Annotated in this window: 29 protein-coding genes, 1 tRNA gene and 1 pseudogene; 11 read left to right on the top strand and 20 right to left on the bottom strand. The window is 66.7% G+C overall.

Translation table 11 applies throughout. The features are described from left to right. Positions 1-50 precede the first annotated feature (50 nt). Positions 51-123, top strand: a tRNA-Ala gene (locus CXQ96_RS00770). A gap of 66 nt (positions 124-189) precedes the next feature. Here the strand turns inward: CXQ96_RS00770 and CXQ96_RS00775 are convergent. The 5 genes from CXQ96_RS00775 to CXQ96_RS00795 form a co-directional block, all read right to left on the bottom strand. Beyond that, entirely contained in the window at positions 190-453 is a 264-nt protein-coding gene (locus CXQ96_RS00775; RefSeq protein WP_104116131.1) for a hypothetical protein, read from the bottom strand. 95 nt (positions 454-548) lie between these two features. Next, the gene (locus tag CXQ96_RS00780) at positions 549-1,868 is read right to left on the bottom strand and encodes an alpha-amylase family glycosyl hydrolase (RefSeq protein WP_104116132.1); all 1,320 of its coding nucleotides are present in this window, start codon (positions 1,866-1,868) and stop codon (positions 549-551) included. A 76-nt stretch (positions 1,869-1,944) separates the two neighbouring features. Beyond that, positions 1,945-2,379 (bottom strand): hypothetical protein, encoded by a 435-nt coding sequence (locus CXQ96_RS00785; RefSeq protein WP_146070781.1) that lies wholly within the window; start codon positions 2,377-2,379, stop codon positions 1,945-1,947. A 124-nt stretch (positions 2,380-2,503) separates the two neighbouring features. Next, entirely contained in the window at positions 2,504-3,328 is an 825-nt protein-coding gene (locus CXQ96_RS00790; RefSeq protein WP_181036310.1) for a cytochrome c oxidase assembly protein, read from the bottom strand. Further along, positions 3,325-3,936, bottom strand: a complete 612-nt coding sequence (locus CXQ96_RS00795) for a DUF2243 domain-containing protein (protein WP_258058705.1) — start codon at positions 3,934-3,936, stop codon at positions 3,325-3,327. Before CXQ96_RS00795 ends, CXQ96_RS00790 begins: the two co-directional genes overlap by 4 nt. 106 nt (positions 3,937-4,042) lie before the next feature. On the opposite strand from CXQ96_RS00795, the gene CXQ96_RS00800 reads away from it, so the two are divergent. After that, the gene (locus CXQ96_RS00800) at positions 4,043-4,345 is read left to right on the top strand and encodes a DUF4193 domain-containing protein (RefSeq protein ID WP_104116136.1); all 303 of its coding nucleotides are present in this window, start codon (positions 4,043-4,045) and stop codon (positions 4,343-4,345) included. 103 nt (positions 4,346-4,448) lie between these two features. Here the strand turns inward: CXQ96_RS00800 and CXQ96_RS00805 are convergent, their stop codons facing one another. Next, positions 4,449-4,790 (bottom strand): hypothetical protein, encoded by a 342-nt coding sequence (locus CXQ96_RS00805; protein WP_146070782.1) that lies wholly within the window; start codon positions 4,788-4,790, stop codon positions 4,449-4,451. 293 nt (positions 4,791-5,083) lie between these two features. On the opposite strand from CXQ96_RS00805, the gene CXQ96_RS00810 reads away from it, so the two are divergent. Together CXQ96_RS00810 and CXQ96_RS00815 are read left to right on the top strand one after the other, a co-directional pair. Next, positions 5,084-5,725: a GNAT family N-acetyltransferase gene (locus tag CXQ96_RS00810; protein ID WP_181036311.1), complete on the top strand. Its 642-nt coding sequence runs from the start codon at positions 5,084-5,086 to the stop codon at positions 5,723-5,725. Further along, positions 5,722-6,234: a DUF664 domain-containing protein gene (locus tag CXQ96_RS00815; protein ID WP_104116139.1), complete on the top strand. Its 513-nt coding sequence runs from the start codon at positions 5,722-5,724 to the stop codon at positions 6,232-6,234. The genes CXQ96_RS00810 and CXQ96_RS00815 overlap by 4 nt, the downstream gene beginning before the upstream one ends. On the opposite strand, the gene CXQ96_RS00820 is transcribed toward CXQ96_RS00815, so the two are convergent. The 3 genes from CXQ96_RS00820 to CXQ96_RS00830 form a co-directional block, all read right to left on the bottom strand. Then, positions 6,231-6,893: an alpha-ketoglutarate-dependent dioxygenase AlkB gene (locus CXQ96_RS00820; protein ID WP_258058706.1), complete on the bottom strand. Its 663-nt coding sequence runs from the start codon at positions 6,891-6,893 to the stop codon at positions 6,231-6,233. The genes CXQ96_RS00815 and CXQ96_RS00820 overlap by 4 nt on opposite strands. A gap of 114 nt (positions 6,894-7,007) precedes the next feature. Next, positions 7,008-7,826, bottom strand: coding sequence for a DUF1684 domain-containing protein (locus CXQ96_RS00825; protein ID WP_104116141.1), 819 nt, complete (start codon positions 7,824-7,826; stop codon positions 7,008-7,010). Positions 7,827-7,910: 84 nt separating this feature from the next. Next, positions 7,911-9,008 carry an SDR family oxidoreductase gene (locus CXQ96_RS00830; RefSeq protein WP_104116142.1) on the bottom strand — a complete coding sequence of 366 codons (1,098 nt, stop codon included), beginning with the start codon at positions 9,006-9,008 and terminating at the stop codon, positions 7,911-7,913. 312 nt (positions 9,009-9,320) lie between these two features. On the opposite strand from CXQ96_RS00830, the gene ppk2 reads away from it, so the two are divergent. Then, entirely contained in the window at positions 9,321-10,358 is a 1,038-nt protein-coding gene (ppk2, locus tag CXQ96_RS00835; RefSeq protein ID WP_104116143.1) for a polyphosphate kinase 2, read from the top strand. A 27-nt stretch (positions 10,359-10,385) separates the two neighbouring features. Here ppk2 and CXQ96_RS00840 read toward each other — a convergent pair whose 3' ends face one another. The 4 genes and pseudogenes from CXQ96_RS00840 to CXQ96_RS00860 all read right to left on the bottom strand — a co-directional run bounded on the left by CXQ96_RS00840 (position 10,386) and on the right by CXQ96_RS00860 (position 14,646). Further along, a complete protein-coding gene (locus tag CXQ96_RS00840) occupies positions 10,386-10,814 on the bottom strand; it encodes a DUF4190 domain-containing protein (protein WP_104116144.1) in 429 nt (142 codons plus the stop codon). Positions 10,815-10,923: 109 nt separating this feature from the next. Further along, on the bottom strand, positions 10,924-12,405 hold the full coding sequence (locus tag CXQ96_RS00845) for an APC family permease (RefSeq protein WP_104116145.1): 1,482 nt from the start codon (positions 12,403-12,405) through the stop codon (positions 10,924-10,926). Between the two features lie 196 nt (positions 12,406-12,601). Next, positions 12,602-13,851: pseudogene (locus CXQ96_RS00855) on the bottom strand (amino acid permease); the annotation flags it as partial. Further along, positions 13,852-14,646, bottom strand: coding sequence for a phosphatase PAP2 family protein (locus CXQ96_RS00860; protein ID WP_104116146.1), 795 nt, complete (start codon positions 14,644-14,646; stop codon positions 13,852-13,854). Between the two features lie 210 nt (positions 14,647-14,856). Between CXQ96_RS00860 and CXQ96_RS00865 the strand changes: the two genes are divergently transcribed. Together CXQ96_RS00865 and CXQ96_RS00870 are read left to right on the top strand one after the other, a co-directional pair. Continuing rightward, a complete protein-coding gene (locus CXQ96_RS00865; RefSeq protein WP_104116147.1) occupies positions 14,857-15,519 on the top strand; it encodes a pyridoxal 5'-phosphate synthase in 663 nt (220 codons plus the stop codon). A gap of 47 nt (positions 15,520-15,566) precedes the next feature. After that, positions 15,567-16,202, top strand: coding sequence for a gamma carbonic anhydrase family protein (locus CXQ96_RS00870; RefSeq protein WP_258058707.1), 636 nt, complete (start codon positions 15,567-15,569; stop codon positions 16,200-16,202). Between the two features lie 111 nt (positions 16,203-16,313). On the opposite strand, the gene CXQ96_RS00875 is transcribed toward CXQ96_RS00870, so the two are convergent. The 5 genes from CXQ96_RS00875 to CXQ96_RS00895 all read right to left on the bottom strand — a co-directional run bounded on the left by CXQ96_RS00875 (position 16,314) and on the right by CXQ96_RS00895 (position 20,337). Further along, positions 16,314-17,336 carry a putative zinc-binding metallopeptidase gene (locus CXQ96_RS00875; RefSeq protein ID WP_104116148.1) on the bottom strand — a complete coding sequence of 341 codons (1,023 nt, stop codon included), beginning with the start codon at positions 17,334-17,336 and terminating at the stop codon, positions 16,314-16,316. A gap of 37 nt (positions 17,337-17,373) precedes the next feature. Beyond that, on the bottom strand, positions 17,374-18,150 hold the full coding sequence (locus CXQ96_RS00880; protein ID WP_258058708.1) for a sulfite exporter TauE/SafE family protein: 777 nt from the start codon (positions 18,148-18,150) through the stop codon (positions 17,374-17,376). 128 nt (positions 18,151-18,278) lie between these two features. Continuing rightward, positions 18,279-18,908, bottom strand: coding sequence for a Rho termination factor N-terminal domain-containing protein (locus tag CXQ96_RS00885; protein WP_104116149.1), 630 nt, complete (start codon positions 18,906-18,908; stop codon positions 18,279-18,281). 130 nt (positions 18,909-19,038) lie between these two features. After that, a complete protein-coding gene (locus CXQ96_RS00890; protein WP_104116150.1) occupies positions 19,039-19,866 on the bottom strand; it encodes an aldo/keto reductase in 828 nt (275 codons plus the stop codon). A 147-nt stretch (positions 19,867-20,013) separates the two neighbouring features. Beyond that, positions 20,014-20,337 (bottom strand): hypothetical protein, encoded by a 324-nt coding sequence (locus CXQ96_RS00895; RefSeq protein WP_104116151.1) that lies wholly within the window; start codon positions 20,335-20,337, stop codon positions 20,014-20,016. 241 nt (positions 20,338-20,578) lie between these two features. Here CXQ96_RS00895 and CXQ96_RS00900 point away from each other — a divergent pair, with 241 nt between their 5' ends. Beyond that, on the top strand, positions 20,579-21,202 hold the full coding sequence (locus tag CXQ96_RS00900) for a GNAT family N-acetyltransferase (RefSeq protein ID WP_146070784.1): 624 nt from the start codon (positions 20,579-20,581) through the stop codon (positions 21,200-21,202). Here CXQ96_RS00900 and CXQ96_RS00905 read toward each other — a convergent pair. After that, positions 21,199-21,435, bottom strand: a complete 237-nt coding sequence (locus tag CXQ96_RS00905; RefSeq protein WP_146070785.1) for a hypothetical protein — start codon at positions 21,433-21,435, stop codon at positions 21,199-21,201. The genes CXQ96_RS00900 and CXQ96_RS00905 overlap by 4 nt on opposite strands. Between CXQ96_RS00905 and CXQ96_RS00910 the strand changes: the two genes are divergently transcribed. Next, positions 21,434-21,976 (top strand): acyl-CoA thioesterase, encoded by a 543-nt coding sequence (locus CXQ96_RS00910; protein WP_104116456.1) that lies wholly within the window; start codon positions 21,434-21,436, stop codon positions 21,974-21,976. The two genes, CXQ96_RS00905 and CXQ96_RS00910, sit on opposite strands and share 2 nt — an antisense overlap. Before the next feature lie 23 nt (positions 21,977-21,999). Here the strand turns inward: CXQ96_RS00910 and CXQ96_RS00915 are convergent, their stop codons facing one another. Then, on the bottom strand, positions 22,000-23,328 hold the full coding sequence (locus tag CXQ96_RS00915; protein WP_104116154.1) for an APC family permease: 1,329 nt from the start codon (positions 23,326-23,328) through the stop codon (positions 22,000-22,002). A gap of 179 nt (positions 23,329-23,507) precedes the next feature. Between CXQ96_RS00915 and CXQ96_RS00920 the strand changes: the two genes are divergently transcribed. After that, positions 23,508-24,896 (top strand): OFA family MFS transporter, encoded by a 1,389-nt coding sequence (locus CXQ96_RS00920; RefSeq protein ID WP_104116457.1) that lies wholly within the window; start codon positions 23,508-23,510, stop codon positions 24,894-24,896. Positions 24,897-25,027: 131 nt separating this feature from the next. Beyond that, on the top strand, positions 25,028-25,555 hold the full coding sequence (locus CXQ96_RS00925; protein ID WP_104116155.1) for an adenylyl-sulfate kinase: 528 nt from the start codon (positions 25,028-25,030) through the stop codon (positions 25,553-25,555). Positions 25,556-25,562 lie beyond the last annotated feature (7 nt).

The raw sequence follows: 25,562 nt of genomic DNA on the forward strand, positions 1-25,562 counted from the left end.
GGGCTCAGGCCCTCCTCTTGGGTACAGTGTTGGTGTCCGCTAGTGGTTCCGGGGCTTTAGCTCAGTTGGTAGAGCGTTTCGTTCGCAATGAAAAGGTCAGGGGTTCGATTCCCCTAAGCTCCACGGATGACAGAAAGGCGAGGCTCCTGCAATCAGGGGCCTCGCCTTTCTGGTTCCCAGCGACGGCAGCTACTCCTCGGGTGCCTGCCGGACCCACGGTCTCGCTGCCAGGATCCGGACGAGCGGCCCGAGCCAGGACATCACCACGAGGAGGGTGAACGTGCTGCTGAGGGAGGAGCCGAGGGACGTCGAGGGGAAGAGCTGATGTACGCCTAGAAGGATCGCGCCCACCAGCAGCACCTTCTTGACGCCGTTGAGGACATGCATCGGGACCGGTCGTGGCCAGGGCGTGAAGTCGACCGCGACCTCCCCGCCGTGTTCGTCCGCGCCCATTCGCCCCACCTCCGCATTGTTCCGTTGGTTGAATTATCCACCGCCAGCCATCATGCCGCCCGGCGGAGCGGGACGTGCAGGCGCGCAGACGACGGTCAGCCCAGGACCGCCCAGGCCCTCCCGGGCAGCACAGCCCTGCCGGCGGCAACCGAAGCCTGCCCGGCGAGCACGGAGCCGGCGCCCGCCGCATCGACCGACAGGGTGCCGTGTGAAAGGTTCAGTGCGACCACCAGGCTCTCCGACGAGCTGGCAGCGATCCGATACACGAGCGCCTCGTTGGACAGCTGGACGATGTCCGTCGTCGCTCGGTGCAGCCACGGATGGCGTCGCCTCAGGCCGATCAGCTCCTGATGCACGGAGAAGACCGGCTGACCGATCGGAGACAGCTCCGAAGGTGAGGAGGGGAAGAGCGGCCTGACGTCGTCGTCGCCCCCTGCCCTGTCCTCCTTGATGCCCCTGTAGCCCTGCTCGTCGCCGTAGTAGATTGACGGCGTGCCACCGACGGTGAGCAGGACGGCGACGGCGTGCTGGACCAGCGCAGGGTCGGTGAGCTTGCTCGCTATGCGGGTGACGTCGTGGTTGCCGATGAAGGTCAGCGGCGCAAACGTCCCGAGGAGCGCGTTGTGGCGCTCGAGCGCGGCTGCGAGCTCGAAGAAGTTCGCATCGTTGAGTGAACTCCACACCGCCTTCCACAGCTCGTACTGCGTGACCGAGTCGAGGCCGCCGTCCACCACCGCGGAGACGTAGTCGCCATGGATGTACTCACCGACGAAGTAGGTATCGGGGTGGTCTGCGCGGACGCGGGCCGTCACATCGGCCCAGAACGACGACGGCACCGCGTAGGCCGCGTCGAGGCGCCAGCCGTCCGCACCGCGCCGGAGCCAGTGCTGCATGACCTCGACGACGAAATCCGCGACAGCCGGTTCGGTGTGGTCGAGCGCCACGAGATGGTGGTGCCCCTCGAAGTCCCGGTACCCGGGTTCGACGCCGGGAACTGCTCCTGCAGGCCATTCGAGCGAGAACCAGGAGGCACTGGCCGCCGCAGGACCCTGCTCGAGCACTTCCCGGAAGGGGCCGAAGGAGCGGCCCGTGTGGTTGAAGACACCATCGAGCAGAACCCGCAATCCGCGCTGGTGGGCTTCCGAGACGAGCGTGTCGAAGTCCTCCGACGTCCCGAGCCGGGAATCGATGCGGAAGTAGTCGGTGGTGTCGTAGCCGTGCGTCTCGGATGCGAAGACGGGACCGAGTGCGATCCCCGATGCACCGAGCCCTACGGCGTAGTCGAGCCACGGCACCAGGTCCAGCAAGCGGTGAGTGTCAGCGGGGTGCGGGGTTGCCGCCTTCTCCGCTCCTACGAATCCCAGCGGATAGACCTGCCACCAGATGGCGTGTTGTACCCACTCGGGCTCGTTCATTGCAGTTCACCCTTGCATTGGATCGTGGCAGGCCCGCAGCGGGCAGGGCGTGACCCGGGAACGGGTAGCGCCTTGACTAGCCTACGTCGACAAGCAGGTGGCTTCTGGAGACGAGCTGCCGCACCTCGCAGGGTTCGAGGTGAGCCGCTTCCACGATGTCGGTGATTGCTGCACCCGCGTCGGCTGCCCGGAGCACCGCCGATTCGAGTTCGGTCGTGAGCTGGTCGAGGTGCCACTGCACCGACTCGAGGTCCGCGGCGGCGGCTGCGACGCGACGAAGAGCGGGAGACAGCGGGAGTGCGAGCTCGGACGGCTCCTCGTGGGAGAGCTGGAACCCGCACGAGCACGCCCAGACCAGTTCGACGTCGAACGCGGTGACCGGCTGCGGCAGCAGGCCGTAGGAAGACCCCCGATAGGACGTCTCGCGCAGGGTCATGGGTTCTCCGCAGTGGAGGGGAGCGCCGACGGCCGTATCTCCTCGGCCAAGAGTGTCACCGATCGTCTGCGTCATCGCTCTTCTACCTTCCGCTCAGAAATACGAAGTGTGCTGTCAACTAGTTCTACAAACTAGTTATATGCGGACTGACTCAATGCTGTCCACTTCATCATCATGAACAGCAGTAGACGGCCAGGAATCAAGGATGTGCATCGGGCTTCGACGGATTTCTGGAATGCGCCCTGCCATAGACCTGTGCGCAGAACACGACCAGCAGCAGCACGTGCACCGCGTCCCCGCCGTAGTACATGAGCTGTGCCGCCTGCTCCGTGTCCGCCGGCTGTCCACCCCGATCACCAACGGCATACAGGTGCTTCGCCACGATTCCGTGCACAGCGATCGACAGCCCGATCATGCTGCCCCGGAGCCAGGCGGGGGCGCGGTGCGGATTGGGGTCCAACCCGACGACGGCGTAGGTGAACAGGGTGCCCGACGCCACGAAGTGGAGGTGCAGGAGGGGCCCGATCACCGGATCGTGAAGCATCGTCAGTCCGGTGCCGTCCCAGTACAGGAGAGCCATGGGCACGGTATTCAGCAGGGTTGCGACGACAGGGTGGGTGAGCAGCCGCAACGGTGCCGCCCGGAGCAGCCTGCTGAAGCGCCGACCCACGTCGACGGGAACCGCTCTCAGGAACAGGGATACCGGAGCGCCGAGGACGAGCAGCAACGGAACGAGCATGCCGAGGACGAGGTGCACGGCCGTGTGCACGGTGAAGCTTCCGGCAGCCGCATCGGCGACCGGCCCCATTGTCACCGCCAGGCCCAGCCCCGCGCCGGCCGACCAGGCGAGGGTGCGCCGAGCTTTCCAGTCGTCGCGTCCGCGCAGGGCGGCGGCCCGTCCGGCGAGCAGGTACAGCACGGCGAGCCCGATCCACACCAGCGCCACCGCGGTGTCCGCGACCAAGCCGGAGGGATCCCCACCGGCGAGTCCCGTGCCGCCTGGGTGATGGGAACTGTCGGTCAAGGCCGGGGGTTGGCCGGCCGGTTCGCTCGCCGGAGCGTCAGGAGCACCAGGATCCCGGCGATGAGGAATGCGAGAGCTGCACCGTTCCACATCAGGTCGTAGGGCAGCAGGTCGACTCCGTAGCGGACCTCGTGCAGGTCGAGCAGTTTGTGCTGCACCAGGCCATCGAACAGCTGGAAGGCGCCGATGCCGATCAGGATGCCGCCGAACCAGCGGCGGATCGACAGGGCGTCGCGGCGCCTGAGGTCCGCGAACAGGAAGAGCGAGGCGACCGTCGCGAACCAGCTGAAGGCGTGGAATACGCCGTCGGACACGAGACCGGCGGCCGGGGTGGAGCGGTCGTAGAAGTGGTGCCAGTGCAGCAGTTGATGGAAGACGGCCTCGTCGACGAACGCGATGATGCCACACCCGAAGAGGACGCCGACCAGCACGTTGCGGCGCTGCAGGTGGTCGCCCGCGGTGGGTGAAGCCGGCGTGGGAGGAAGGGTCGACGAAGCGATGGCGATCTCCGTGGGTCGGATGGAGAGGACTGTCCCAGCGTGCCAGCGGCGTGCGAGGGCGTCCAGCATCTTCTTCCGGACGCACGCCCCGGCGGGTATGACAAGCATCACGGGGACGGTCCCCAGACGGGTTCGGGCGCGCTCCCGGCCACTAGACTCGATTGCTGCACAAGCCCCAGCGGCACCAGTACCTCCCAGAAGAACGGCACCAGGCATGGCAACTGACTACGACGCACCGCGCAACAACGACGAGGACAAGGAAGCGGAATCACTGGAAGCGCTCCAGGCCAACCGGGGCGGTAGTACCCAGTCATCCTCCGTCGACGTGGAGGACGCCGACACCGCGGAGGGCATCGACCTGCCGGGCGCCGACCTCTCCGGTGAGGAACTCCTCATCCAGGTCATCCCACCCCAGGACGACGAATTCACCTGCGCCTCGTGCTTCCTGGTGCGCCACCGCAGCCAGATCGCCTCGGAGAAGGACGGACAGCAGTTCTGCAGCGACTGCGTGGGCTGATCCGCCCTACGCCAACGCGAGGTTGCAAGGCACGGACGGCGCTTCCCGGGAGGGAGGCGCCGTCGTCGTCCCGCCGTCGTCGTCCTGATGGCGGCGGCGCCGATCAGGACACCTTCTCGCCGTACCACCAGTGCGCGGATTCCGGCCGTGGCTGCTGGGCGAGCGGCAACTGCACGACGAGCCCCTTGTGCCGAGGATGGGCCAGCACCATGCGCGCGACGGCGAGCAAAGCCGCGGGAAGGGACACGAGGACGACGACGGCGATCGCGTACATGGCGAGGGCTGCATGGAGGGGCGAGTGATAGAGATTGTCCAGCAGGGTGGCGCTGCCGAGCCACAGCCACAACCAGAACAGGCCGATGACATACAGCAGCGACCGCGCGCGCCTGTAACGCAACGGATAGTGCACCCGCCCACGCTTCATGTGCTGTCTCCCCAGACTCACGATCCGAGCCTGTCCCGACAGGCATAGCAGAAATAGTAGCGCCCGGCCGGGACATTCCCGGCGCTCGGAATCGCACGACGACCCCGCGACGGCGCTCCGCCCCGAGAGTCGAACAGGGGTTGCTGGTGGAGCAGGTGCGGAATGGTATCGGAGGTTTCCACTGGGAGTGCGAACCCCCGGGGGCGCTTTCGGCCATTGACAGCCGGCTGAGCTTTCCAATATGGCGGAGGTCACCTAGACTGCAGGAACTGGTCGAGCAGAAGGCCATGGGCCCACCGGACGTGGAGTTAACCATGGAACAGCATCCCCAGATCCTCGATCACCCGACCGCACCTCAGCATGGGGTGACGCAGTCCTGGGGAAGCGAGCGCGCGCTCCTGGCTCCCGTCCCTCGCACCGAGGACATCGGCTTTCCCGGCGATCTCTCCGCCGCATCGACACGCCAGTTACGCATGCTGTGCAACCGCACGTACCAGCTTCTGGACATGGACCACCCGGCCCCCGAGTTGCGGGAGCGGTACGACGCCCTGATGGAGGAGCTCGGGCGCCGCGAACTCCAGGCCGGGAATCGCGGGAATGTGGACGATGCCCGCGAGAAGTTCCGTGACAACGCGCTCTTCTCGCGATTCGAGCTGTACCGCAACGGCGTCATGGCCGGCTACGTGCAGTACGACATGCGCGGCGGAGACGTCCACTTGCTGCACGCGGTCATCGACCCGAGGTTCCGCCGCCTGGGGCTCGAGCCCGTGCTCATGCAGGCGGTGCTGCTCAACGCGCACCGGCGGCGTCTGGCCGTCGTGCCATACTGCCCCGAGGCCCAGGACTTTCTGCGCGATCACCCGCAGTTCCTCTCGCTGATCCCCGCCAAGCAGCGCCGACGCTTCAAGCAGCTCGTGGCTGCGCGGGTCGCGGCGGCGGACCGGGACCGCCGGTGACGTCGGTCGACGTCCTCGCCGAGGCGTTCGGGCGGTTGCCCGAGCTGGTGCGCAGCGCGGTCGACGGCCTCGACGCGGAGCAGTTGTCCATTCGCCCCGCAGGCTCGGCCAACTCCATAGCGTGGCTCGTCTGGCACCTCACCCGGGTTGAGGACAGCCACTTCGCCGAGGCCTTCGGCCACGACGAGGTATGGCTGTCGAGCGGTTACGCCGATCGGTGGGGACTGGCGCTGGGGACCGCCGACACCGGGTACGGACACTCGTCCGACCAGGTCGACGCCGTGCGGGTAGGGTCGGCGCAGCAGTTGCTGGACTACTTCGATAGTGTTCACACGCTGTCCGAAAGCCTTGTTGCAGGCCTCAATGACGAGGATCTGCAACAAGTGGTCGATGAACGGTGGGACCCACCGGTGACGCTGCTCGTCCGGCTCGTGAGCGTACTGGACGACGCCGTGCAGCATGCCGGCCAGGCCGCCTATGCACGGGGAATCATCCTCGCCGGAGGCTAGGCAAGTCCGGTCTGCCTCAGCGTGATGTTGAGCCGACCGTCGAAGCCGATGCCCTCGGGGGCCGTGCCGGGTAGCGTCCGGAGGACCCCGTGATAGGCGAACCGTGAGGGGCCTCCGAAGACGAAGAGGTCTCCGGACGCGAGTTCCACGTCCTGCCACGGCCGATTGCGGCTCTCCGTATTGCCGAAGCGGAAGATGCACGCCGATCCCAGGCTCAGGGACACGACCGGCGCGTTGATGCGTTCCTCCCTGTCCTGATGCATCCCCATCTTCGCTGCGTCGTCGTAGTAGTTGACCAGGGCGGCATCGGGCTCGTAGGACGAGCCGGCCTCCGCCCCGTACGCGGTGGCCACGGCGTCTCGCCCGAGGAGCCGGAGCGTGGCGGGGAAGGGGGCGACGGCGCCACCGCCGGCGTCGTCCGCCGTGCGGCTGTACCGGTAGGGGAGCCAGTGCCAGCCGAGGCTCACGCTCCTCACGGACATCACGCCGCCGTTCGGCATCGTCACGGCCCGCATGGGCACCGGTCCGCTCGCCCACCCTCGGCACAGGGTGACGAGTTCCTGCTGGCGCTCCAGACCGAGCCAGCCAGGAACATGCACGGCTCCTGGAGCCAGCTCGCGCCGTGGACGGGGGATCAGTGCATCCGTCAGCTCACTCACTCCACCATTGTGCGCCGCTTCCATCGGAGACGCTGCCGTGATCCGGCATCGGGGGGAAGCCTGAGGAGCCCGCTTCCCCTGGATGCTCCCCGGCGGAGGAGCATATGCGATCCGTCAGATGGTCGGGTCCTTCTCGCCGGCCTCGATCGGCGCGTCGATCGCGTTTCCGCTGACCGGCATCGGGCAGGTGCCGTAGGGGGTGAAGGCGCTCGGGTAGTTGATGGCGCGGTTGAAGTCGAGGATGACCGTTCCGTCTGGTCGCGGCCTGCGCGCGGTCACCTTCCGCCAGGCAGCCGTGGACTTTCCGTTGGTGCTGTCATTGAACGTGATGACCAGGGAACCGGCGTCCTCCAGCGAGGCTTCGAGGCGGTACTCCCGACCATCGCCCGGCAGGGAGAACACGACGGCGCCCACGATCCGCTCCGTACCCGGCACCTCCGGATGCGCGGTGCGGATGCGCTCCTCGCGCGGTTCGTCGTACGGCTCGAACCGCCCCTGCACCACGAGGTCGGGACGGTAGTCGAACACCGGCACTCCCGCGAACCGCGTCAGCGTGGGGGCTTCGGCATCCCTGGTCCTGACGGCGTAGCGGCCGGCGCGACGCGCGAGCTCCACGACGACCCGTCGGCCGTCCGACCCGCCGTGGGCCACCCACAGCAGCGAGGCTTCGTCCTCCAGGGCCGCTGTGATCGTGCCGTCCACGAGCTGCCCGGTGGTCAGGTCGGTCAGGCCGTGCTCGGGACGAGCGGTCAGGCGTGCCGTCCCTCCGGCTGCTGACCAGAGGCCCGGAACGGATCCGACCTCGGCGGCCTCGCTGCCGAGCCACTGGAAGGACGTCAGGGTGAGCCAGCCGTGCGTTTCCGCGAGCGCGGCGTCGCGGCCCTCCCGGAAGCGGGCCCAGCGCTGCTCTGCGGTCTGCGGTGTGGTGGTCATGGCGTCCTCCTCGCTCGGCGTCGTGCACCGGCTAGAACCCCGGAACGACGTTCCCCATTCCCCGGTACCGACGAAGGTTCGTGCTCAGGCGACGGGCGGAATGACCTTGTCGGTAGCCAGCGCCTGCAGGAGCTCGATGAACCTGTCCTCCGTATCGAGGCAGTCCGAGAACCCGTGCTGGCGGGCCTTGATGGTCGAGGTGACGTTGTCGAAGCCCGACCGGAAGATGAAGTCACCGAACGACCACCCTGCAAGGTCCCGGAAGGGCGTGGACACGAGGTCGTGCTCCACGACCATCTCGTTCCAGAGGTCCTCGTACTGGGGCATCGCTTCCGCGAGCAGGACGGGCTGCGGCTCGGCGTAGTCCATCTCGAAGTGGCGGGCGAAGGCCGGCCAGAGATGGCGCCAACGGATCTGGTCCCCGTTGGTGATGTTGTAGGCCTCGCCCGCAGCTCGCGGTTCCGAGCCTGCCCACACGGTCGCCCTGGCCAGCAGCGAGGCGTCGGTCACCTGGTAGAGCGCATCGTAGGCGGCGTGCGTGCCCGGGAAGCGCAGCGGCTGTCCCAGTTCGCGGGAGATGCTTGCGTAGACGGCGATGACCATGAGGATGTTCATCGGGTTGCCGACCGCGTATCCCACGACTCCCTCCGGTCGCAGCATCGTGGCCTCGAAACCGTGCTCGGCCGCCGCGGCACGCAGGATGTCCTCCTGCTCGTAATAGAAATTCGGCTGGATCAGCCGTGGGTCACGTTCCTTGGCGGGAGTATTGAAATAGCCGAGGTGGGCTCCATAGGCCTTTCCGCCCTGGTACAGGGTCACGTGGCACAGGGGTGCCCCTGCTGCCTCCAGGCCCTGCAGGGCGTTCCGCAGCAGGGCCGAATTCACCTCGATCTGTTCCCTGGTGGTAGGACGCTCGACGTAGGCGCCGAAGACCAGGTGGGTGGTGTCCCCTGCCGCCTCGATCCCGGTGCGGGCTGCGTCTGCGTCCAGCAGGTCGACGGACAGGTGATGCCAGCGCGCACCGGCAACCGGGCGGCGGCTCAGCCCGCGCACGGGTACTCCACGGCGAACGTATTCATCGGCCACGTGGCGGCCGATGACCCCGCCCGCGCCGGCCACCAGGACGCTCTTCGCGTCGTCTCCTGCCGAGAGTGGCGTGCGTGTCTGCTCCGAGTGGGTCAACTGGTCTCCTGTGACGATGGCGGTCAGTGCACGGTGTCGACTATAACTCGCGCCCGCAGGCGGGTTTTCCGCCCGACCGGGGGTGCCGGCCGTCCACGAAGGTGTGGTAGATCCGGGTCCCCGTGCGCTACGGGTGGCGCTCGGCCGAGGCTCTAGCAAAACGCTGCCAGCCCGTCCACCACCGTCCAGCCCACCTGGCCCAGGTGGCTCGTTTGGGACGATGGAACCGCGGAACCGCCGCCTCGAGCCACACCGGGACGCCAGGTCGAGCACGAGGAGGGGCCCGATCGGTCGCACCAGGAGGAGACGGAGATGGCGGAAGCATCAGTGACTGCGGCAGCGCCCGGGGGGAGCGACGGGCCGACCGACGAGCCGACCGATGAACTGACCGATGAGCCTACCGATTCGCCCGCTGATCTGGCGGGGGAGGCGGCGGCCGACGTCGAGGACGGGCCAGAACCCGCGGCTGTCCCCGTGCCCACGCCGCACGCCGACGGCGGGGACCATGTCCTCCTGCCACACCCGGACCAGCCGACCTGGCGGGAGGACTACCCGTACGACAAGCGGATGACGGAACGTGAGTACCAGAAGGCGAAGAGGGCCCTGCAGATCGAGCTGCTGAAGATGCAGGGATGGGTGAAGGCGAACCGTGCCAAGGTCGCCGTCCTGTTCGAAGGGCGCGATGCCGCAGGCAAGGGCGGCACGATCAAGCGGTTCACGGAGAACCTGAACCCCCGCGGTGCGAGAATCGTCGCGTTCGACAAGCCGAGCGAGAAGGAACAGACCCAGTGGTACTTCCAGCGCTACGTGTCGGTGCTTCCGTCGGGCGGGGAGATCGTCCTCTTCGACCGGTCCTGGTACAACCGGGCGGGTGTGGAGCGTGTCATGGGCTTCTGCACGCCCGCCGAGTACCTCGAGTTCATGCGGCAGGCGCCGGAGCTCGAGCGCATGCTCGTCCGCAGCGACACCCACCTCGTCAAGTTCTGGTTCTCCGTATCCCGCGAGGAACAGCGGCGCCGCTTCGCCCAACGCCACACCGACCCGGTGCGCCGTTGGAAACTCAGCCCCATGGACCTGCAGTCCCTCGACAAATGGGACGCCTACACCGAAGCGAAAGAAGCCATGTTCTTCTACACGAACACGGCGGATGCGCCCTGGACGGTGATCAAGAGCAACGACAAGAAGCGGGCCCGGATCGAGGCACTGCGCTACGTGCTCTCGGTGCTCGACTACGACGAGAAGGACCACGACGTCGTCGGCACGCCCGATCCGTTGATCGTGGGGACGGGCCCGCAGTCCCGGGTCTTCGAGTCGGGCGAGCAGTCGACCAGTCTGTTTCCGACGCTCTGACAGGGTTCCGGCTCGTCCCGGGACGGCTCAGCCGTTGTAGCCGGCAGATGCGCCCAAGCCGACCATGATGAGGATGAAGAACAGGATGCCGGCGAGAATCGCCAGCGCGTAGAGGATCGTGGTGATCCACCCCAGGACCTTGCCTGCTGTCGCGGGTACACCGAGGCGCTCGGCTTTCCGCGCCTGCCAGATAGCCATCGGCCCCAGGATGATGCCCGCCACGAAGAACCCCACGAGCCCGAGGATCAGGGAGAGCTGGGCTGCCTTCTCGCCCTCGATCGTTCGGGAGGAGGACTGGTACATCCCGTGCTGGTACGGCTGTTGGTACGGCTGCTGGTACGGCTGGGTGGGCTGGTACGGACCGCCACTGCCCTGCTGGCCGAAGGCGCCGCCGTCGTACGGGTTCTGACGGCTGCCGGAGAAGGGCCGCTCGCTGGGATAGGGATCCTGGGACATGATGGCGTTCCTTCGCTCGGCTGGTGTGATGGTGCCCCCGAAGCTTCTGCTTCGGGGGCACCATCATCTCGCGGACGGCGTACTGGTGCACACCGCAGGGGGAGTAGGCCTACGCGTCCACGAGCTGTTCCGTGCGGAGGCGGGAATGCCGGTTGCCGTAGGCGAAGTAGATCGCGAAACCGACCACGAGCCAGATCCCGAAGAACAGCCAGGTGATGGTGGCCAGGTTGAACATCAGGTACAGGCAGAGGACTGCCGAGGCGATCGGGATGACCTTTCCGAACGGCACCCGGAAAGCAGGCTTCAGGTCCGGGCGCTTCCGGCGGAGCACGATGATCCCGAGGCTCACGGTGATGAAGGCGGACAGCGTGCCGATATTGATCATTTCCGCGAGCACCTCCACCTTCGTGAAGCCGGCAAGGACGGCGACGACGACGCCGCACAGTATCTGGGTGCGGGCCGGCGTCGAGTGCTTGTCGGACGTACGGCTCAGTCCCCGGGGCAGGAGGCCATCACGGCTGAGCGCGAAGATGACGCGGGCGAGGCCCATGAGCAGCACCATGATCACCGTGGTCAGGCCGATCAGGCTGCCCAGGGAGATGATCCCGGCGGCCCAGTCCGCTCCGACGAGCTGGAAGGCCGTCGCGAGCGACGGCGCCCCCGAGGCTCCGAGCTCCTTGTAGGACACCATCCCCGTCACCACCAGCGTCACCAGGATGTAGAGGACGCTCACGACGGCGAGGCCGGCGAAGATACCGCGAGGCAGGGTGCGGCTCGGGTTCTTCACTTCCTCCGCGGACGTGGCGACGACGTCGAACCCGATGAACGCGAAGAAGACCAGGGCTGCGCCGGAGATGATGCCGGTGAAGCCGAAGGCGGCCGGGGAGGCGCCGCTGAGGAAGGACAGGAACGGCTGCTCGGCCCAGCCCGTGCCACTCTCGGCAGCAGGTTCGGAGGCGGGGACGAACGGGGTGTAGTTCTCCGGGCTGACGTAGAAGAAGCCGACGACGATCACGAACAGCACGATGCCGATCTTGATCACGGTGAAGACGCTGTTGACCCTCGCGGAGAGCTTCGTGCCGTAGATGAGGACGGCCGTGAAGATGGCCACGATCAGCAAGGGGCCCCAGGTGAGGTTCAGGCCGAGCAGGCTGATCTCGGCCGGGATGTCGGCGTTCAGGACGCTGAAGAGGTCGCTGAGGTACACGCCCCAGAACTTGGCGATGACGGCGGCGGCCATGAGCAGTTCGAGGATCAGGTTCCAGCCGATGATCCATGCCAGCAGCTCACCCATGGTGGCGTAGGTGAAGACGTATGCACTGCCTGCGACGGGGAGCGCCGTGGCGAACTCGGCGTAGCACATGATGGCCAGGGCGCACGTGATCGCGGCCAGGACGAAGGAGATGGTGACGGCTGGGCCGGCATTGAAGGCTGCAGCCTGCGCGCCTACCGAGAAGATGCCGGCGCCGACGGCTACGGCGACGCCCATGATCATGAGGTCCCAGGTGTTGAGGGACCGTTTGAGGCCGTGTCCCTTTTCATCGGAGTCCTTGATCGACTGCTCGATGGACTTGGTCCGGAAGAGGTCCATGGGGGTGCTGGTCCTTCACTGCTCAGGGGGTGGTGTGGACGCCGGGTGCGGCAGGCCCTTGTAGAGGATAGGAGGGCGCACGCACCCGCCGCATCTTCGTTACGAGGCGGCGGGTCCGGGCGCGGCGGGGTCAGGCGTCGCGCCTGAGGAGTGCGTGGCGGGGTCAGGCGTCGGGCCTGAGGAGTGCGTGGCGGGGTCAGGGGTCGCGCCTGAGGAGTGCGTGGCGGGGGCTGTCCGGGTTCATGAGGGAGTGCTTCCGGCCGTAGAACCAGTAGACGGCGAGGCCTATCAGGAGCCACACGCCGAACCTCAGCCAGGTCTCCCAGTGGAGCTGGAGGATCAGGAAGAGCGAGGCGAGGACACCGAAAGCAGGGACGATCGGCATCAGGGCAGCGTGAAGGTGCGGGGGACCTCAGGCCGCGTGCGGCGTAGCACGATCACCGCGATGCAGACGACGATGAACGCAGCGAGGATCCCGATATTGGTGAGGTCGGCGACGGCGCGGATGGGGAAGACGCCCGCGAGCAGTGCCGAGGCGACACCGGCGATCCAGGTGACGCGCTGCGGCGTCCCGTTCCGGTCCGTCGTCGAGAACCATGCCGGCAGCAGCCCGTCCCTGCTCATGGAGAACCAGACGCGGGTCACGCCGAGGAGGAAGGTCAGCATGACCGTGAGGATCGAGATCACGGCGAACGCCGAGATGATCGTGGCGACGACGGGCAAACCGACGGACTGGAAGGCGGAGGCGAAGCCCGCCGTCGGGCTGATGTCCTCGTAGTTCTGCATGCCGGCGGGCCAGAGCGTCGCGAGGACGTACAGCACCATGGCGATCAGTAGGGACAGGAGGATCGCCTTCGGCATGTGCTTCTTGCCGTCGGTGGTTTCCTCCGCCGCCGTGCTCATGGCGTCGTACCCGAAGACCGCGAAGAAGACCGTGGCAGCGCCGGTGAACACGGCTCCGAAGCCCGAGGGCAGGAACGGCGAGTAGTTCTCCGCGTTGACGTAGAAGAATCCGAGGCCCACGATGCCGAGGATGAGCAGGATCTTGAGCCCGACGGCGATGAGCTCGAACTTGCCGAAGGTCTTGGTGCCGCGGCTCAGGATGAACGTGATGAGGAGGCACACCACGATCGCGGGAACGTTGATCACGCCACCCTCGATGGTGTCCGGGGTGCCCTGCATCCACGTGGGCACGGTGACGCCGATGCCGGACATGAACCCGGTGAAATAGCCCGAGATGCCGATGGCGACGACGGCCACGATCGCAATGTACTCGAGCAGGATGTCCCACCCGATGAACCAGCCGATGATCTCGCCGAGGGCTACGTAGCCGTACGTGTAGGCGGAGCCGGCGCGCAGGATCATTCCGGCGGCCTCTGCGTACGAGAGGGCAGCAGCCGCACTGGCGAGCCCCGCGACGAGGAACGATATCAGGACGGTCGGTCCTCAGACCGGATGATCGCGCGCGGCCGTGCGATGCAGTCGGAAGGTCAGGAAGAGCCGGTGGGCGGTGATCACGACGGCGAGCCATGCGATGCCGAGTGTCCATGCCACGAGGACGTCGGTCAGCCAGTGGTGCCCCAGGAAGACCCGGCTGAGGCCCATCGTCACGGCGAAGAGGACGGCGAGCGTGATGGTCAGGGCACGGGTGCGCTTGCGACGCTGCCGCAGCACGAGCAGGTAGGCGACGATGCCGGCGATGACGAGGGCGTTGAGGGAATGCCCGCTGGGAAAGGACGGCGAGGATTCGTAGGGCGGAACGGCGAGTTCGACAGGGGGCCGCAGGCGTCCGATGGCGTCCTTGCCCGCCACGGTCATCAGCAGGGAACCGAACGCCGCGGCCGGCAGCAGGATCACGGGCGACCAGGATCGTCGGCTGACGGCGAGGAACACCATGATGAGGATGGCCAGGATCGGCATGCCGATCGGTCCGCCGATGTTCGTGTAGCCGGTGATGAAGGCGTTGAGCCAGTCCTGCCGGAGTGACACGGCGAGGTCGAGGGCGGGCTGGTCGAGGGCCGCGACGTCGTCCGCCTCCACGACGGACTCGTACACTTCGGCCGATGCGGCTGTCAGGGCCGCAGCGATCCCGCCGCCGATTCCGATGATGAGAAGCAGCGCTGTATGCGGACCCACCCATCGCACGAGGGGGCGGATGCACCGGACGAGGAAGCGGCCGACCGGCGTCGTCCAGCGGGTGAGGTCCCGCGGCCCGACGTACTGGTCCTGGTGAGCTGGCATCCATCGACTCTATGCCGGAGCCGGCGTCGGCGGCACCTCGGATGCCGGGCCGTGGTTCTGTTTGCGTCACCCGTCCATGTGCTGGTGTCCGTCGGTCTGCTCATGCTCTCCCGGTCCGGGCGAGATAACCCGGCGTGCCATCGAGCGTGCCACGAGGTATGTCGCAGGAAGAGTCGCCGACCAGCGGGGGGATGCAACTAGGCTGGCCGCATGATCGAGCCACGACAGATCCGCGACATCGTACGCGGCGTCCCCGTCTTCCCGGACGAGATGCCGCTCTTCGACCCGGGGGCCGCCCCTGCCTCGCCGATCGCACTGTTCATCGAGTGGCTGGAGCGTGCGGTGGAGGACGGCATCGCAGCACCCCACGCGGTCAACCTGTCAACGGTGGACGACGACGGAGCACCGGACGCCCGCGTCGTGATCCTCAAGGACGTCGTCGAGACGGGTTGGCAGGTGGCGTCGAGCAACGACAGCCCCAAGGGTAGGCAACTGACGGCTTATCCAGCCGCGGCCCTCACGTTCTTCTGGCCGGCAGCAGGGCGGCAGGTCCGGGTCCGCGGGGCCGTGTCCACCGGCAGCACGCAGGAAAACGATGCCGATTTCCAGCGCCGGCACCCGGTGGCCCGGGCGCTCGTGCTGGCGGGCACGCAGAGCTCGGCGGTGCGGGACCGGGACGATATCGACACCGCGGTGGCGGAGCAGTTACGCCGCATCGAGGCGACGGATGGACTGACCTCGACGACATGGACGGTCTTCACGATTGCACCGGACGCGGTGGAGTTCTGGCAGGCCGACCATGAGCGCCGGCACACCCGCCTCCTCTACACCCGCTCCGGGGAGGGTTGGCGCCGGGAGATCCTCTGGCCGTAGCGGGCCGTCCGCCTTCGCCAGGGTGTCGACGGGTGAGAGCAGCAACTATGCTGCCGCCTACTATCGAGACGAAGATCGGAGCTCTGATGTTGGTCCGCCATCGTGACGCTGAACCGTCGATCGATCCCTCTGCGTATGTTGCACCGTCCGCGGTGATCGTGGGTGATGTCCGTATCGCTGCGGGTGCGCGTGTTCTTCATGGGGCTGTGCTCTCCGCGGAGGACGGCGAAGTCGTCATCGGTGAGGACACGGTGGTCATGGAACAGGCGCTCATCCGTGGCCGCGCAGGTTTTCCTGCCCGCATAGGAGCGGCGGTGATGATCGGTCCGCACGCTCACGTGAACGGCAGCGTTGTGGAATCCGAGTGCTTCATCGCAACCGGCGCGGCATTGTTTCCCGGCAGCCGGGTAGGTGGGGGCTCGGAGATTCGGATCAACGGCGTCGTGCAGGTCAACACGGCCGTGCTTCCCGGTTCGATCGTACCGATCGGCTGGGTCGCCGTGGGCGATCCCGCCTCCATCCTTCCACCCGAACGACACGACGAGATCTGGGCGATCCAACGTGAACTCGACTTCGGTGGCACCGTCTACGGTGTGGGCCGGGACGTATCGCTGCGGGAGATCATGCGCCGCCAATCCGAGTACTACGGTGTGCATGCCGCAGACACCGTCATTGCCCCATAGCGGGGTTCCCCCAGCCGGCACATTCCCTCGCCCGCCATGGGCATTGTCATCCTGCTGTCGACGGCGCCCGGTGGAGGAACCCGTAGGGGATGAAGACCCTGCGATGGCCCGCTACGCCGTCGTCGTTCCGTCGGCCGGTTCGCCGACGCACACGCGCAGCTTGTGCACGAAATCGAGTTTGGCGATCACCGCCGGCGGCAGGACGAAGGGATACAGGTCGTTCGCGCCCATGCTGCGATTGACCTGGTTCAGTGCGACGGAGAGCGGGATCCAGGTCTCACGGACGACGACGGCGAAGTCCTCGGTGCTGTTCGGGCCGGGGCCGGAGGCGAGTCCGTACTGCAGGGCCGTATCCACGGTGTCGCAGATGTGGAGGTAATGCGCGAAGGTCTCGGCGAAGTCCTCGTAGGGGTGCATGGTCGCGTACATGGAGATGTGGTTCTTCTCCCAGCCCTCGGGCGCTCCCTCGTCGTAGTGCCGCTTGATGGCGTCCTTGTAGCTGGCCCGGTCGTCACCGAAGATGCTGCGGGCCCTGTCGGTCACCTCGGGATCCGAGAAGACGAGGGTGCCCTCGAAGTAGTGGCCGGTCTCGTGCCGGAAGTGTCCGAGCATGGTGCGGTAGGGCTCGTCGAGCTTGGCGCGCATCTTCTCCCGGTGTGAGTCCACCGTCTCGGCGAGGTCGATCGTGATGAGACCGTTCTGGTGGCCGATCACCACCTTCTCCTCGACGCTCGAGAGCAGGTCGAACGCGAGGCCGCGTTCCGGGTTCTGGATCCGGTCCTCGATGGGGAGTCCCAGGACGTCGAGTTCATAGATCAGGTGCCGCTTCGAACGCTCGGCATCGAGGAACTGCGCCAGGCCGGTCGTGTCGTGATCCTCGGGGCGGGTCCGCGTCAGGGTGCAGCTGAAGCACTCGTCCCCGTCCTCCCGGACCAGCCAGGTGCAACCGGACAGCGCGAGGTTGGTGCAACGCCGGAGTTGCTGGCCCTGCAGGTCGCGGTACACGCCGTCGTCGTCGAGCGGAGCGATGATCCGCTCGCCGCGGTGGTAGCCCAGCTGCGTGCCGCAGGCGAGGCATCGGGAGTTCTCGAAGAACAGGGCAGAGGCGCAGACGGCGCAGGTGAAGCGTTGCATGGGGTCCTGGATCTCGTGGTTTCGTGTTTCGGAAGGGTCAGCTGAAGAAGACGATGCGGATCAGTGCCGCGCTACCGATCACGAGGATCGTTGCGCGCAGCGCGAGCGGGGAGAGCTTGCGGCCCACGCGTGCCCCGAGGAAACCTCCGAGGGTGGCGCCCACCGCGATGATGAGCACCACGGCCCAGTCGATCGACTCCCACGCGAAAACCATGAAGGTCACGGCGGCGACGGCGTTGACGGCGGTGGTCAGGACGTTCTTGATGGCGTTGATGCGCTGGAGGCTCTCGATCGTGACCATGCTCATCAGTCCCACGATCAGGATCCCCTGCGCCGCACCGAAATAGCCTCCGTAGACGCCCAGCACCGCGATGCCGGCGAGGAGGAGCAGCGTGCGACGGCGCGACGGACCGGCATCGGGCGCTGCGTCTCCGGCCTTCGCAGCAGCTGCCCGCTGCACGCGGGGTGCAAGTGCCACCATGACGAGGCCGATGATGATCAGGACCGGGACGATCGCCTGGAACGCTTCGGCCGGAAGCACGAGCAGCAGGAGCGCCCCACCGAGCCCGCCGAGGACGGACAGGGGCAGGAGCCGCAGCAGGAGGCGCTTGTTAGCGGCGATCTCGCGGCGGTAGCCCCACGATCCCGAGAGTCCGCCGCCCACCAGGCCGATGTTGTTCGAGATGTTGGCGACGATCGGCGGGTATCCGAAGAGCAGCAGGGTGGGGAAGGTGACCAGCGTGCCGGAGCCGACCACGACGTTGATCATCCCGGCCCAGAAACCCGCGAGGAGGATGACGGCGATCTCGATCACGCGGGGAGTTCCCTTCCGGTCGTTGAGGGCGCCACGACATACGACTGCCGTGCCATTGTTCCGGCACGGCAGTCGGTGGAAGGGGCGCTAGACCAAGGATATGTCGAGCAGCGAGGGCGCCTCTGCCCTCAGGCGTCCTCGCGGTTGGGGCTCTCCAGGATGAAGAAGTTGGACTGGTTCCCGTCCTTGCGCTGTTCCTGGTAGATGAAGTTCAGCTGGCGCTCGTCGAACGTCCTGAACCATTCGTCCCAGCTCACGTGACGCAGCTTGTCCGTGTCCTCGTTGAAGTCGAAGCGGAGCACGCCCAGGTGATCGCCGTGCTCCGTGCCATCGACCGTAGCAGGGCGCGCGCCGCGGGACTCCGCCCACTGCTTGATGACCTCGTGATGGGTGGTCGCGAGACTGCGGCCCTCCCGTTCGGGGTCCTCGTCGGGCGACGTGATTTCCTGGGAGTACTTGAGCGACTTGGACGTCTCGGAACCCGTGCGGATCCTGCCGCCGTCCGGTCCTGCGCCGACGTCGTCCGACGCATCGTCCGGCTCGCTTCCCGAAGCGTCGTCGTCCCGTTCATCGCCGACGGCGTGCTCCTGCTTCGCCTTGGCCACCGCGTCGACGAGTTCGCCCTTCCGCATGCCGGAGGTTCCCGAGAGTCCCTCCTCCTTCGCCTCGCTGCGCAGCTCGTCCACCTTCATCCCGCGCAATTCGGTCTCGCTGACGTCGGGTGTGTCGGGGGTCTGGTTCCCGGGCTCGTTCGCCATGCTGAACTTCCTTCCGGTCGACGTTCCCGGTCGCGGGCACTGGATGCCCGGACCGAAGAACTAAGCGTGCTTATTACCCTCGTCGTCGGGAGGTCGGCTGTCAAGGAATGACCCGCCGACGGATTCCGCCTCAGTGACCGAACTCGTCCGAATCGACGATGTCCGCTGCGCCGGTATCGAGCAGGTAGATACTCGCCAGCTCGGCGCCGGAGAGCTCGAAGTCGAAGATGTCGAGGTTCTGCGCGAGCCGCTCGCGGTTCGAGGACTTCGGTATGGCCACCAGTCCCTGCTGCACGTGCCAGCGCAGCACCACCTGCGCCGCGGTGCGGCCGTGCGCCTCGGCGATGGCGGCGACACCGGGTTCGTCCAGCAGGCCGCTGCCGGGGCCCAGGGGACTCCAGGACTCGGTCACGATGCCGTGCTCGTTGTGGAAGGCGCGCTCCTCGATCCGCGGGCGCTGCGGGTCGAGCTGGATCTGGTTGACGTCGGGCACGATCCCGGCGTCGATGACGTGCTGCAGATGAGTGGGCTTGAAGTTCGAGGTTCCGACGGCACGCACGAGCCCTTCCTCGAGAAGCGCTGCAATACCCTGTACGGCCTCGACGTAACGGCCCTGGGCCGGGTTGGGCCAATGGACGAGTAGGAGGTCGATGTAGTCCACGCCGAGCAGTTTCGTGCTTTCCTCGAACGCGCGACGCACACCGTCGGTGGAGTGGTGCTCGCGGTTGAACTTCGTCGTGATGAAGAGTTCCTCCCGAGGGAGCCCCGAGCGGCGGATCCCCTCGCCGACGCCCTTCTCGTTGCGGTAGTTCTCGGCGGTATCGATGAGCCGGTACCCGGTCTCGATCGCGAGGTCGACCGTCTCAGCGGCTTCCTCGTCGTTCAGCGGCCAGGTGCCGAGACCGAGGAGGGGTAGGCGGGCGCCGCTGCGCAGCTGGACGGTGGGGGCGAGTGCCATGGGGTAGCTCCTGCTCGAAGGTCGGTGTCCGACCCACCATTTCCCCTCCGCGGGCGCCTCGTCAACACACCTCGTCAACACACGTCGTCAACACACGTCGTCAACATACCGGGGCGACGTGCGGGATCATCGACCGTTCGGGTGGGCCTAGCTGATGAGCGGTTGCCACCTGAGTTCGGGTACCTCGGTGGTGGAACTGGTCGCGACTCTGAAGGAGCCACCAGAGGAGCCACTGTAGGAGGCACGGGGGCCCTGGTGGGGCAGGCCGTCAGCAAGCAGGTCGTCGATCAGCTCATTGATGGCCTGCGCGACGCAGTCCCGCTCCTCACGGGGGAGGGGCGCGAGGCCGTGCAGGTAGGCGTCGATCTCCAACTCGTCGAAGAAGCCCCCCGAGTTGAGGTAGTGGGAGTGGATGTCCTGCACTGTGAGTGCCGACGTCATCATCGCCGCGTGGGCGGTCTGGAACTGCACGACGGGCTCCTCATGGCAGGATCACCGGCAGTGCCGGCGCCGAATGTTCACGCAAACTTACGCCCAACTCCTTCAAGGCGTCCCTCACGGAACCTCAAGATTCGCTCAAGCGGTCGTCCTGCACGCGATCGCGCGGACGAAATTGATAAGGGTGCTTAATTTCACATTGCGGAAGAATGCGCCTATAGTTTCGGACAGGCCTAGCAGCGGGCCATCGAACCACCTACCAGTGGAGCTGACCATGGAAACTTTCCCGCTCGTCGATGATCGTCCCGAAGCTGTGCGACTGCGCGAGGCGGAGCACGTTGCCTGGGGGAGCACGCCGAAGGTTATCCATGCGGCGCGCCCCGACGAGTCCGGGTTCCCGAGTGACCTGGGCACAGTCAGCACGCGCCAGCTGCGGGTCCTGTGCAACCAGGTGTACCGCCTGCTCGACAGGGACTTCCCGCCGATGGAGGCCCTGCATCGGTACGAGATGCTGGTCGAGGAGATCGAGCAGCGCGAGGTCCAGGCCGAGACGAGGGTGGCTCCCGTCCGTGTGCGCAGTGGTTTCCGTGACAATTCATTGTTCTCCCGCTTCGAGCTGTTCAGTGACGGCACGATGGCCGGCCACGTGAAGTACGAGATGAAGGGCTCGCACGCGGTCCTGATCCAGGCCGTTGTGGATCCGCGCTTCGATGCAGTCGATGTCGAACCGGCGTTGATCCGCCAGGTACTCCTCGATGCCCACCGGCGGCGTATTGCCGTCGTCCCCTATTGCCCGAGGGTTCGTGACTTCCTGGCGGAGTTCCCGCAGTACCGCACGCTCCTGCCGCCCGACCAGCGCAGGAGGCTCGAGGCCTCACTGGTCGCCGCGGAGGGCTAGCCCTTCTCGGGCAGCCGCGGAGCGACGAGGAAACGGCTGCGGGCTGTGATGAGGTAGCGCAGGTACGGTCGGAGCAGTATTCGCTCCACCGCCGCGCCTACCACCCCGCACGGCGCCGAGAACTTGATCCTGTCCACGTGCTGGCCGAGGCCGATCAGGCCGCTCGTGACGCCTCCTATCGCGGCGGCACCTCGCGTCCGGGCCACGTTACCCATGGGTAACATGTCGGTCATGCACCTGATCTTCCGCACGCTGCTCCAGTTGTTCCTCGCGCGCAGGCGCCCCGCACTCAGCGTGTGGGGCCCGAGCAGCGTCGCCCTTCGGGTGCTGGTGACGGACATCGATATCGCGATGCACATGAACAACGGAATGTACTTCTCCGTGTTCGACCTCGGACGCTTCGACCTGATGGTGCGCAGTGGAGTCTGGCGGCAGATGCGCCGGCGCAGATGGACGCCCGTCGCCGCGGGCGAGACGATCAGCTTCAGGAAATCCCTCCAGCTCAACCAGCGGTACACCATAAAGACGCGGATCATCGGACTCGACGAGCGAGCCATCTACTTCGAGCAGCGCGCTGTGACGGACGGTGAGATCTATGCACGTGCCGTCATCGCGACGCGTCTCGTCTCGCCGTCCGGGCCGGTCAGCAACACGGAGATCATCGCTGCCTTCGGGGCCCCTCCTGAGGATGTGGTGTTGCCCGAGTGGATCCACGAATGGCGCCTCAACAACGCGCTGCCGAGCACGCGCCGCCCTGCACCGCATGCCTGGTGATCCGTCGCTCGGGTTGCACGCCGCTAGTGGGTGCCCCGCGACTTGCTCCGACCCCGAACCAGCCGCTGAACACCGTACAGGGCGAGCCCCAGCGCGAGCAGGATGCCGGCGCGCAGCCAGATCTCACCGGTCTGTTGCGTGAGGAGCAGGATGCAGGACGCGATCGCGAGGTAGGGGAAGACCACGGGAATCCGGAAGTGCCGGTGTTCCACGGCGTCCTTTCGCAGCACGAGCACGGCGATGTTGGTGCTGAGGAATACGAACAGCAGTAGCAGCACGACGGTCTGGGACAGCGATTCGAGCCCGCCCGTCAGCGTCAGCGCCATGGCCACCAGCGTCGTCGCGACGATCGCTACCCAAGGTGTGCGCCGGTTGGGGAGGACCCGGTCGAAAACGGACGGGAAGAGACCCTGTTCCGCCATTCCGTAGGTGATGCGGCTCGACATGATCATGGTGAGCAGGGCACCGTTCGCCACCGCGATGAGTGCCACGAGGCTGAACAGCCAGTTCGGGATGCCCGCGCCCGTAGCCGCAACGACGTCGAGCAGCGGTGAACTGGAGCCCGCAAGATCCTCCGGGGCCATCGCGGCCGAGGATGCGAGCCCGATCAGGAGGTAGACGACGCCGGCTGTCAGCAGGGCGCCGAAGATGGCCCGCGGGTAGACCCGGCTGACGTCCTTGACCTCCTCGGCGACATTGGCGGAGACCTCGAATCCCACGAAGGAGTAGTAGGCGATCAGCGACGCCGCGAGGACGGCTGAAGCTGCGCTGACCCCCGGCGGGAATTCGGTGACCCGCGAGACATCACCGTTGCCGCCGGCCACGAAGATCGCGACGACGACGATCACCAGGACGAGCCCTGACACCTCGATCACGGTCATGACCACGTTGCTGCGGACGGATTCCTTGATGCCGCGCATGTTGAGCAGCGCGAGCAGGACGAGGAATACGAGGGCAGCGGGAACCGCGGGCACATCGATGAACGTGGTCAGGTAACCTCCGGCGAAGGCCTGGGCGAGGCCTGCCGCGCTCGTGACTCCCGCTGCCAGCATGCAGAAGCCGACGAGGAAGGAGATGAACGGCCTCTTGAAGGCGCGTTCGGCGAACACGGCGGCGCCGCCCGCCTTAGGGTACTTGGTCACGAGCTCCGCGTAGGACCCGGCGGTCAGCAGCGCCAGGGCGAGGGCCACCATGAGGGGAACCCAGATGGCGCCGCCGACCTCGGCCGAGATGACGCCGACGAGGGCGTACACGCCGGCTCCAAGGACGTCACCGAGGATGAAGAGGTACAGCAGCGGCCCCGATATCCCCCGCTTGAGTTTGGTGTCCGGTACCTGCTCGATAGTGGCCATAGGGGTCAGTGTAGGCGAGAGTGCTAAGCCTGCTGGGTAGTTTCTCACGGCGCGCGCCATTCGTCGCCACAAACTCCCGAGAATTCTGGGGTGTTTCCCGCTCGGTGTGATGCACCGCATAATTGCCTCCATCAACGATGGCCCGGGGATGGCCACCCATACGGACGAAGAGGGTAATGATGAGTTGGCTTGACCGCGACCACACCATCGCGCCACCGGGATTCAACCGATGGCTGATTCCACCGGCGGCGCTGGCCGTGCACCTGTGCATCGGCCAGGCCTATGCGACCAGCGTCTACAAGACGGCGCTGACGGCCCACTTTGACGCCACCCTGACCCAGATCGGCATCATCTTCTCCATCGCGATCGTGATGCTCGGACTGTCCGCTGCCGTGCTGGGCACGTGGGTGGACCGGCACGGGCCGCGCAAGGCGATGTTCACCTCGGCGCTCTTCTGGACCTCCGGCTTCCTGGTGGGTGCCGCCGGTATCTTCACCAACCAGTTGTGGCTCGTCTACCTGGGGTACGGCTTCATCGGCGGCATCGGCCTCGGAATCGGCTACATCTCGCCCGTGTCGACGTTGATCAAGTGGTTCCCCGACCGTCCCGGCCTGGCCACGGGCATGGCCATCATGGGCTTCGGGGGCGGCGCCCTCATCGCAAGTCCGCTGTCCACACAACTGCTCCGCATGTACGACCCGAACTCGGATGCGGAGGGCTGGGTGGCGAGTGGCGACGCCGTCGGGGAGCTGTTCCTGACCCTCGCCGTCGTCTATTTCGTCTACATGATGTTCGGGGCCTTCACCATCAAGGTGCCGGCCGAAGGCTGGAAGCCGGACGGGTTCGATCCGTCGCAACTGAAGTCGAAGCCGCTGGTGACGACCGACAACGTGTCGGCCGCGAACGCGATCAAGACACGACAGTTCTGGCTAGTCTGGATCGTCCTGTTCTGCAACGTCACGGCAGGTATCGGCATCCTCGAGCAGGCGTCCCCCATGATCCAGGACTTCTTCCGCGGCGCTGATGGTTCGACGGCGGTGTCCGTCGCGGTGGCCGGCGGTTTCGTGGGTCTGCTCTCGATCGGCAACATGGGTGGACGCTTCGTGTGGTCGACGACGTCGGACCTCATAGGCCGCAAGCGCATCTACATGGTCTATCTCGGCGTCGGGGCGGCCCTCTACCTGGTGTTGGCCCTGGCCGGGTCCTCCACCACGCTGCTGTTCGTCGCTCTGGCCTTCGTCATCATCTCCTTTTACGGCGGTGGATTCGCCACGGTGCCGGCCTACCTCCGGGACCTCTTCGGCACCTATCAGGTCGGTGCGATCCATGGCCGCCTGCTGACCGCATGGTCTGCCGCAGGGATCGCCGGACCGCTGATCGTGAACGCCTTCCTCGACGCGCAGGGCACCCCGGGCGAGCTCACGGCCGGGGCCTATCAGCCCGCGCTGCTCACCATGGTGGGACTGCTGATCGTGGGGTTCATCGCTAACCTGCTCGTCAAGCCGGTCGATCCGCGCTTCCACGAACCGGCCAAGGGCGCCCCGAGACAATTCGCGAAGGAGGCCTGACATGGCCGGAGCACGCATCGCCGCAGTGTGGGCACTCGTCGGAGTGCCCCTCGCCTACGGCGTCTTCCAGACCCTGACGCGCGTCGCCGCCCTCTTTGGCGGCTGACGGGGGATGCCCCACGCGCCCGCCGATGGACAGTGCTGGCAGCTCGGTACTGTTCATCGGCGGGCGTTCGGGCGTCGGCAAGACGACGGTGGGGCTGGCCCTCCACGACCTCCTCGTCGAGCGGGGTGTACGGCACGCCGTCGTCGAGGGTGATGCCCTGGACCTTGCCTACCCCGAGCCCTGGGAGCATCGGCTCGCGGAGCGCAATCTCGCCGCCATCTGGTCCAACTATCGGGCGCTCGGCTACCGCCGCCTGATCTACACGAACACTGTGTCCGTCCTCGAGACAGGGGCCCTCACCGCTGCCATGGGTGATGCCCCGGCGGTCGTGGCGGTGCTGCTCGAGGCGGATACGACGACGGCGAACACGCGTCTCGCGGGTCGCGAGACCGGCCGGCAGCTGGAGGAGCACCGGCTCCGCAGTGCCCGGGCCGCCGAGCGGCTCGACCGGGAGGCGCCGGACGCCGTCCACCGAATCCGGACGACGGCGCGCTCGCCTGAGGACGTCGCGGCGCAGATCCTGGCACTGCTTGAATGGGACCAGTCGATCTGAGGGGAAC

The organism is Arthrobacter sp. B1805 (genome assembly GCF_002929745.1).
Classification (GTDB): domain Bacteria; phylum Actinomycetota; class Actinomycetes; order Actinomycetales; family Micrococcaceae; genus Arthrobacter_D.

Bases quoted from the DNA above. Each gene is read 5' to 3' on its own strand.
- CXQ96_RS00845 (WP_104116145.1), bottom strand. From the start codon at position 12,405: ATGGACCTCTTCCGGACCAAGTCCATCGAGCAGTCGATCAAGGACTCC.
- CXQ96_RS00780 (WP_104116132.1), bottom strand. From the start codon at position 1,868: ATGAACGAGCCCGAGTGGGTACAACACGCCATCTGGTGGCAGGTCTAT.
- CXQ96_RS00910 (WP_104116456.1), top strand. From the start codon at position 21,434: ATGCACCTGATCTTCCGCACGCTGCTCCAGTTGTTCCTCGCGCGCAGG.
- CXQ96_RS00840 (WP_104116144.1), bottom strand. From the start codon at position 10,814: ATGTCCCAGGATCCCTATCCCAGCGAGCGGCCCTTCTCCGGCAGCCGT.
- CXQ96_RS00925 (WP_104116155.1), top strand. From the start codon at position 25,028: ATGGACAGTGCTGGCAGCTCGGTACTGTTCATCGGCGGGCGTTCGGGC.
- CXQ96_RS00920 (WP_104116457.1), top strand. From the start codon at position 23,508: ATGAGTTGGCTTGACCGCGACCACACCATCGCGCCACCGGGATTCAAC.
- CXQ96_RS00885 (WP_104116149.1), bottom strand. From the start codon at position 18,908: ATGGCGAACGAGCCCGGGAACCAGACCCCCGACACACCCGACGTCAGC.
- CXQ96_RS00905 (WP_146070785.1), bottom strand. From the start codon at position 21,435: ATGACCGACATGTTACCCATGGGTAACGTGGCCCGGACGCGAGGTGCC.
- CXQ96_RS00785 (WP_146070781.1), bottom strand. From the start codon at position 2,379: ATGACGCAGACGATCGGTGACACTCTTGGCCGAGGAGATACGGCCGTC.
- CXQ96_RS00810 (WP_181036311.1), top strand. From the start codon at position 5,084: ATGGAACAGCATCCCCAGATCCTCGATCACCCGACCGCACCTCAGCAT.
- CXQ96_RS00800 (WP_104116136.1), top strand. From the start codon at position 4,043: ATGGCAACTGACTACGACGCACCGCGCAACAACGACGAGGACAAGGAA.
- CXQ96_RS00775 (WP_104116131.1), bottom strand. From the start codon at position 453: ATGGGCGCGGACGAACACGGCGGGGAGGTCGCGGTCGACTTCACGCCC.
- CXQ96_RS00865 (WP_104116147.1), top strand. From the start codon at position 14,857: ATGATCGAGCCACGACAGATCCGCGACATCGTACGCGGCGTCCCCGTC.
- CXQ96_RS00915 (WP_104116154.1), bottom strand. From the start codon at position 23,328: ATGGCCACTATCGAGCAGGTACCGGACACCAAACTCAAGCGGGGGATA.
- CXQ96_RS00900 (WP_146070784.1), top strand. From the start codon at position 20,579: ATGGAAACTTTCCCGCTCGTCGATGATCGTCCCGAAGCTGTGCGACTG.
- CXQ96_RS00795 (WP_258058705.1), bottom strand. From the start codon at position 3,936: ATGCTTGTCATACCCGCCGGGGCGTGCGTCCGGAAGAAGATGCTGGAC.
- ppk2 (WP_104116143.1), top strand. From the start codon at position 9,321: ATGGCGGAAGCATCAGTGACTGCGGCAGCGCCCGGGGGGAGCGACGGG.
- CXQ96_RS00825 (WP_104116141.1), bottom strand. From the start codon at position 7,826: ATGACCACCACACCGCAGACCGCAGAGCAGCGCTGGGCCCGCTTCCGG.
- CXQ96_RS00875 (WP_104116148.1), bottom strand. From the start codon at position 17,336: ATGCAACGCTTCACCTGCGCCGTCTGCGCCTCTGCCCTGTTCTTCGAG.
- CXQ96_RS00870 (WP_258058707.1), top strand. From the start codon at position 15,567: ATGCTGCCGCCTACTATCGAGACGAAGATCGGAGCTCTGATGTTGGTC.
- CXQ96_RS00860 (WP_104116146.1), bottom strand. From the start codon at position 14,646: ATGCCAGCTCACCAGGACCAGTACGTCGGGCCGCGGGACCTCACCCGC.
- CXQ96_RS00890 (WP_104116150.1), bottom strand. From the start codon at position 19,866: ATGGCACTCGCCCCCACCGTCCAGCTGCGCAGCGGCGCCCGCCTACCC.